The organism is Comamonas odontotermitis, assembly GCF_040396735.1.
Lineage (GTDB): Bacteria > Pseudomonadota > Gammaproteobacteria > Burkholderiales > Burkholderiaceae_C > Comamonas > Comamonas odontotermitis_C.
This window is the reverse complement of the sequence record NZ_JBEBNZ010000062.1, coordinates 1-4,114: the sequence shown is the minus strand read 5'-3', so window position 1 is coordinate 4,114 and position 4,114 is coordinate 1. Positions and strand designations below refer to the sequence as shown.

Sequence of the window (4,114 nt, the reverse complement as noted above, 5' to 3'; positions counted from 1 at the left end):
ACGATACCGCCGTTGGTGCCCTTCATGGGGTTTGGCTTGACGTGCTTCTTCACCAGGTTGATACCTTCGATCACCAGGTGGGAGTCATCAGCGCGCAGCGTCACAACGCCGCGCTTGCCCTTGTCGCGCCCAGTCAGCACGACCACTTCGTCGCCCTTGCGAATCTTGTTCATGGTGCTGTCCTTAGAGAACTTCAGGGGCCAGGGACACGATCTTCATGAAGCGCTCGGTACGCAGTTCACGCGTCACGGGGCCAAAGATACGGGTGCCGATAGGCTCCAGCTTTGCATTGAGCAACACTGCAGCGTTGCCATCGAATTTGACGAGCGAACCGTCAGCACGGCGAATACCCTTAGCGGTACGCACCACCACAGCACTGTAGACCTCGCCTTTTTTGACGCGGCCACGTGGAGCAGCTTCTTTCACGCTCACCTTGATAATGTCGCCAACGCTCGCATAGCGACGGTGCGAACCACCCAGCACTTTGATGCACTGGACAGACTTCGCGCCGGTATTGTCGGCAACCTCGAGTCGAGATTCTGTCTGGATCATTTCAATATTCCCAACTTGCACCAGCAGACCGGACAGCCCAATAAGAATTAATCCTCATGGACAGCCAAGCAGCCAGTCAGTCTTGGGCCCGTCGTCCACACCGCAACCATTTACGATGCTTCTCCTGGGCAGAAACCTCACGCGTGAATTCAGTCAAACCAAGAAATGGTCGCCAAATTACGCGCGAAGCTGATTATTCTGACAGAGTGCTCCTCCTCTGTCAATAGCGCTACCACCATCCGGTTCCGCTTTGGCGGTTTTACGCCAGTTTTTTGCCTGTGTACTGTTGCGCCAATGCCAAAAACGACTCCAGCGCAGGATCTGACCCCAATTCCTCGCGAAGGATTTCGGCCACCCGAGGGGCCAGCTTGGCAGCCAGACGCGCATCGAGGAACAGCATGCGGTTGCGACGGGCCAGCACATCTTCCACGGTGCGGGCGTACTCATGGCGCGCGGCAAAGCGCACCATGGCTTCGCTCAGGCCATCGGCCAGCCAGACGGAAGCACCCGGCAGGGCTTCGATGATCGCTGCCTCGCTGCCATAGGAGTGCATGCCCTGCCCCATGTGCATGCTGTGCTGCGACCGACCCGAGGCGGGAGAACCCACCAGCGGCAGGTTTACCGTCACCCCGCCAGGCTTGCGCGGCAGCTCCCCTGCATTGAAGCAGGCCTCGAGCACATCTTCTGCCATGGCACGGTAAGTGGTCCACTTGCCACCCGTCACGGTCACCATGCCGGATTTGCTGGTGAGCACCGTGTGCTCACGGCTGATACCCTTGGTGTTTTCGCCGTCGTCGTCCTGCGGCTTGGCCAGGGGGCGCAGGCCGGCCCACATGCTGCGTACGTCAGCCAGCGTAGGCTGACGGCTGAGGTATTTGCCCGCTTCGCTGAGGATGAAGTTCACTTCTTCATCAAACGGCACCGGCTCGCGCGCCAGATCATGGCGTGGGGTGTCAGTGGTACCCAGGATCACCTTGCCCAGCCACGGCACGGCAAAGAGCACCCGGCCGTCGGCGGTCTTGGGCACCAGAAGCGCGTGGTCGCTGGGCAGGAACTCACGGTCCACCACCAGGTGCACGCCCTGGCTGGGGGCGACCATGGCTTTGACTGGCTTGCCCAGCATCTGCGCGTCTTCCTGGCGCAGCTGGTCCACCCAGGGGCCGGTGGCGTTGACCACGCAGCGGGCGCGCACGGTATAAGCCTGGCCGGTCTCCGCGTCCTTGCATTCCAGGCCGACGACACGGCCGCTTTCCTGCACCAGCCCGGTCACCGGGCAGTAATTGATCAGCAGCGCGCCCTTGGCCGCAGCCGTGCGCGCCAGCGCCAGTGCCAAGCGGGCATCATCGAACTGACCGTCCCAGTATTTGACGCCACCCTTGAGGCCCTTGCCCTGCACCGTGGGCAGCAGGCCACGGGTAGCGCCAGCCGACAGGAACTGGGTCGAGCCCAACCCGGCCTTGCCCGCCAGTGCGTCATACATCTTGAGGCCGATGCCGTAGAAAGGCGTATCCAGCAGCCGGTACGAAGGCATGACGAAGGCAAGCGGCTGTGCAATATGCGGCGCATTGTGCAGCAAGGTGGTGCGCTCATGCAGCGCCTCGCGCACCAGCGCAATATTGCCTTGCGCCAGATAGCGCACGCCACCGTGCACCAGCTTGGTGGCGCGCGACGATGTGCCCTTGGCAAAGTCCATGGCCTCCAGCAGTACCACCTTGAAGCCGCGCGCCGCTGCATCCAGCGCCACGCCCAGGCCGGTTGCGCCTCCGCCCACCACGGCCAGGTCAAAAGAAGGCGTCTGCGCCAGCTGCTGCAGCAGTTCGGCGCGAACCGTTGCTTGGGGAGAGGTCGAGGTATTCATGAACAGGAAAACTGGTGATCAGGCGGCGATATGTCCGCGTTGCGTTTCCTAAATTTTCGCTCTTTTTCGTTTTTGATGCAATCAGACCGAAAAAGACGATTCGTTTTTGATCAATTTTGATCAGACGTAACAAGACTCTCCTCAACTGACATTCGAGGATGCTGCCGTTCTTCCATGATCAAGAGAGCTGCCTGCGCTTGCTTCTACTGGATTTCAAATATTTTTGTTCCCACAAATATCGATTGACGGGCGCAGGCAGCTATCGTTTTTGAGTTTGCTGCGCCGGGCCACCGGTTCTGCCCGGCCGCCAACCTGGGCAGGGAGCCCGCAGCTGCCCTACCCGGCTTTGCGGTGATGAGGCTTTGCAGCCCCAGGCGCGCCAACATCTCCCTGTGTCCCCCAGGCATGGGCGCCTTGCCGCGCCTCCATGCGGATTGCAGCCTGGCGGCATTGGCTCTGCCGCCAGTCTGCAGTTGCCGGTTTGCAGGGTGATGTCAGCAGCAGCGCATGTCAGCGCACCTTGCCTTCCTTCCAGGCGCTCAGCAGCTTGTTGTAGTCAATGGTTTCACCCTTGGGCTTTTCGTTGGCCAGCTTCTTCCAGGGCGCATGCGCATCGCTCAGCCACTTGTTGGGATCTCCCTTGGGGTTGAGCTTGGGCGCGCAATGGGCCATGCCGGCGCGTTGCAGGCGGGCCATCACGTTGTCCATTTCATCCGCCAGGTTGTCCATGGCCTTCTGTGGCGTCTTCTCGCCGGTCACGGCCTCGGCCACGTTCTTCCACCACAACTGCGCCAGCTTGGGGTAATCAGGCACGTTGGTGCCGGTCGGCGTCCATGCCACGCGGGCCGGGCTGCGGTAGAACTCGACCAGGCCGCCGAGCTTGGGCGCCATGTCGGTCAGCGCCTTGGACTGAATGTCCGACTCACGGATCGGCGTGAGGCCGACAATGGTCTTCTTGAGCGACACGGTCTTGGAGGTCACGAACTGCGCGTACAGCCAGGCAGCGGCGGTCTTGTTGGCGTCGTGGCCGTTGAAGAAGGACCACGAGCCCACGTCCTGGTAGCCGTTCTGCATGCCCTGCTTCCAATAGGGGCCGTTCGGCCCGGGGGCCATGCGCCACTTGGGCGTGCCGTCGGCATTCACCACCGGCAGACCGGGCTTGGTCATGTCGGCGGTAAAGGCCGTGTACCAGAAGATCTGCTGCGCAATCTGCCCCTGGGCCGGCACGGGGCCAGCCTCGCCAAAGGTCATGCCCATGGCTTCCTTCGGAGCGTATTTCTTCATCCAGTCGATGTACTTGGTCAGCGCGTAAACGGCCGCAGGCGAGTTGGTGGCACCGCCGCGCGACACCGATGCGCCAACCGGCGTGCATTTGTCATCGGCCACGCGGATGCCCCATTCGTCCACCGGCATGCCGTTGGGGTTGCCGATATCGGCCGAGCCCGCCATCGACAGCCAGGCATCGGTAAAACGCCAGCCGAGCGATGGGTCCTTCTTGCCATAGTCCATATGGCCATAGATGGGCTTGCCGTCGATCTGCTTGACATCGTTGGTAAAGAACTCGGCAATGTCTTCGTAGGCGCTCCAGTTCAGCGGCACGCCCAGGTCATAGCCGTATTTGGCCTTGAACTTGTCCTTCAGGTCCTTGCGCTCGAACAGGTCGGCGCGGAACCAGTACAGGTTGGCAAACTGCTGGTCGGGCAG

Annotated in this window: 4 protein-coding genes; all 4 read right to left on the bottom strand. The window is 61.4% G+C overall.

Annotation, left to right across the window (positions count from 1 at the left end; genetic code table 11):
• The coding region (rplX, locus tag ACH2DG_RS20900; RefSeq protein WP_395028525.1) for a 50S ribosomal protein L24 at positions 1 to 173 on the bottom strand (173 nt) is incomplete at its 3' end.
• Between the two features lie 10 nt (positions 174 to 183).
• A complete protein-coding gene (rplN, locus tag ACH2DG_RS20895) occupies positions 184 to 552 on the bottom strand; it encodes a 50S ribosomal protein L14 (RefSeq protein ID WP_184705451.1) in 369 nt (122 codons plus the stop codon).
• A 259-nt stretch (positions 553 to 811) separates the two neighbouring features.
• Complete coding sequence (locus tag ACH2DG_RS20890) at positions 812 to 2,410, bottom strand: FAD-dependent oxidoreductase (RefSeq protein WP_395028523.1); 1,599 nt, start codon at positions 2,408 to 2,410, stop codon at positions 812 to 814.
• Between the two features lie 510 nt (positions 2,411 to 2,920).
• The coding region (locus ACH2DG_RS20885; protein ID WP_395028521.1) for a carbohydrate ABC transporter substrate-binding protein at positions 2,921 to 4,114 on the bottom strand (1,194 nt) is incomplete at its 5' end.